The following is a 2,745-nucleotide window of genomic DNA, read 5'->3' as shown; positions in this document are numbered from 1 at the left end:
GCGCCGGATTGACATAGAAGTAGCCGCCGGCTGGATCCATCGTCTGCGGCTCGGTCTGCTCCGCGATCGTCACCGCCCCGCCGGCCTTGCCGGCATCGCACACCCCCTCGTCACCACCACGCGCAAGATTGCTGGCCACTTCTCCTGCGCCCGATCCGGAATCCGCATTGGTGTCGCTCACGCAACCCGATGTCAGGACTGAGACAGACAGCAGACCTGCGAGAAGTCCGGCTCGTAAGTTTCGGTTGACGAACATTGGTCCCTTTCCAGCCAGCGTGCATCGCCAGAACTGCCCGTTGGGGCGCTTGTGATGTGATGTGCGCCTCACCATACAGGATCCAATTTAGGTATCCAATCCTGGATGCGAAGAAGATTCAGGGTCGCGTCGTCGCCGATCCGTTACCGCAGGCAGAGGGCCTCATGGTCGGACCGGCCGAAACGAATACTGGATCCAAAATCAGGTATCAATAACGTAGACACTCGTGGATCTTGTGGTTGAATGGGGTCTCCATCCTTGTCGCTTCTCGCGCGCTGCAGTCATTTCCTACGGAGCCTGTATGACACCGACACGCCATCGTTCGCTCGATCTGTACGTGCCCACTCGGGAGGTGTCGCGCGTAGAGCTCGAGCGCCATGCCGTGTGCGGCGAGGCGCCGTTGCTCCTGATGAGTCTCGTTCAGATCACCGGCGACACCTCGTACCTGGACCGATTCGGCCCGAAAATCGCGTTCGACACGGTGTCGGACACCCGACTCCTTCCACCTGGCCGGTTGCCAGAGGCCGACCGAACTGCCTTGACCAGCCTCCTCGCGGACGCACTGGAATCCGCGGATCAGCCTGAGTACCTCCAGGTTCCCGATGACGCGCTGTTCCAGCGAATGCTCGGCCTGGCCACCGGTGACACGATCGACGACGAGTTTCTCCCGGTCGTACTGGAACAGGGCGGATTCGTCCCGATCACTCCGGTGATCGACCGAATCACCGAGCCGTCAACCGACTTCAAAGTGGCGATTCTCGGTGCCGGCATGACAGGAATCGCGGCGTCCATCATGCTCGCCGACGCCGGGTTTCACCATGAGATCTTCGAGGCGAGCGACGACATCGGCGGCACATGGCGGATGAACACCTATCCGGGTGTCGCTGTCGACACCCCGAGCATCTACTATTCCTTCTCGTTCGAGATCGAATCGGACTGGAGCAAGTACTTCCCCGTGGGCACCGAGTACCAGGAGTATTTGCGCCGGGTCGTCGACAAGTACGACGTCAAGCAGCACATCCGCTTCAATACGCGCATCGAGTCGCTCGAATGGGACGACACTGCGCAAGAGTGGATCATCAGCGCCCTCACCGACGGCTCGTTAGTGACTTCTCGCGCGAACGCCGTGATCACCGCCGCGGGATTCCTCAACCGTCCGTCGATCCCGAGTATTCCCGGTATCGAAACCTTCGCAGGTACAAGCATTCATACCGCAGAATGGGATCCCGGACTCGACTTGACGGGCAAGTGTGTCGCTGTCGTCGGCGCCGGCGCGACCTCCATCCAGGTGGTCGACGCGATCATCGACGACGTACAACACCTGACCCTGTTCCAACGACAGCCGCATTGGGTGCGCCCCAACGTGATCGGCGAAGGACTGGTTGACGAGAGTGAGCGTTGGCTCCAGCGCAACGTGCCCTTCTACGATCGCTGGCAACGCGCGCGAACGTACTGGTTCGTCTCCGATCGCCTCTACGATGGAGTCCGTGCCGACGCCGAATGGATGAAGGACCACCCCCTCTCCATCTCCGCAGCGAACGATGTCGCCTTGCAGAGCTGTCTATCCCATCTGAAGGATTCCTTCGGACACGATCCAGCGCTCCTCGCAGCGATGACACCGGATTTTCCACCGCACGGCAAGCGCATCATTCGCGATCCAGGTGGCTATTACGCGGCTTTGGCCGGTGAGAAGGCCGACGTCGTGACCACGCCTCTGGCGCAGGTGGTCCCAGAGGGAATCAGGACCTCGGACGGAGAGGTCGTCGAGGTCGACGTCATCATCTGGGCCACCGGCTTCACCCTCGACTTCCTGTCGACACTGGAAATCACCGGCCGCAGCGGTGTCCGGCTCACCGACCAGTGGGCGAACAACGATCCACGCTCGTACCTGGGCGGAACCGTCCCCAACTTTCCGAACCTGTTCGTCACCTCCGGCCCCAACTCGAGCGCAGGCCACGGCGGCGGGCACAACTACATGACCGAGGTCGTTGTCCACTACATCGTCGAGTGCCTGCAGCTGCTGACCGAGAGGCGTGCGAAGTCGCTCGAACCAACACAAGAGGCGCAGGACGAGTTCCTTGCACGAGTTGACGAGAAGATGCAAGGATCCGTCTGGATGAACTCCGACCGTGCTCACACCTACTACCGAAACGACGCCGGACGGGTGATCCTGCCCAATCCGTGGCGGATGGTGGACTTCTGGCACATGCTTCGTACACCGGACCCAGCAAAGTTCGTCGTTCGATGAGCAAAACCGATCCGGGCACTCGTGGGTGCCTGTCCCGCCGCTGCAGCCTGACGACTGCACACGCACAGCAGACCTCGGCCTCCTCGGCAACCCGAAGGCAGGCCGTCCATCACTCTAGTGCGGCGTGGGAAAAGTAGTTTGGCGGTCAAGTTTGAGATACTGCGGCATGCGAGTTGCTCCTTTGGTGTTGCGTGACGGGGATCGAGACGAGCTGGCTGCGTTGGTTCGGTCCAAGACCGTC

General features: G+C 61.1%; 2 protein-coding genes. One reads left to right on the top strand and one right to left on the bottom strand.

Annotated elements, in window-relative coordinates; all coding sequences use genetic code 11:
- A partial coding sequence (locus ACZI8W_RS26075) for a hypothetical protein (protein WP_463371437.1) occupies positions 1-181 on the bottom strand: 181 nt, incomplete at its 3' end.
- Positions 182-557: 376 nt separating this feature from the next.
- On the opposite strand from ACZI8W_RS26075, the gene ACZI8W_RS26070 reads away from it, so the two are divergent.
- A complete protein-coding gene (locus tag ACZI8W_RS26070; RefSeq protein WP_463371436.1) occupies positions 558-2,504 on the top strand; it encodes a flavin-containing monooxygenase in 1,947 nt (648 codons plus the stop codon).
- Positions 2,505-2,745 lie beyond the last annotated feature (241 nt).

It is taken from the genome of Rhodococcus ruitaii (genome assembly GCF_055230935.1).
This window is presented reverse-complemented; position numbering and strand designations above follow the sequence as displayed.

Excerpts from the sequence above, each read along its gene's own strand:
- ACZI8W_RS26070 (WP_463371436.1), top strand. The coding sequence starts at position 558 with ATGACACCGACACGCCATCGTTCGCTCGATCTGTACGTGCCCACTCGG.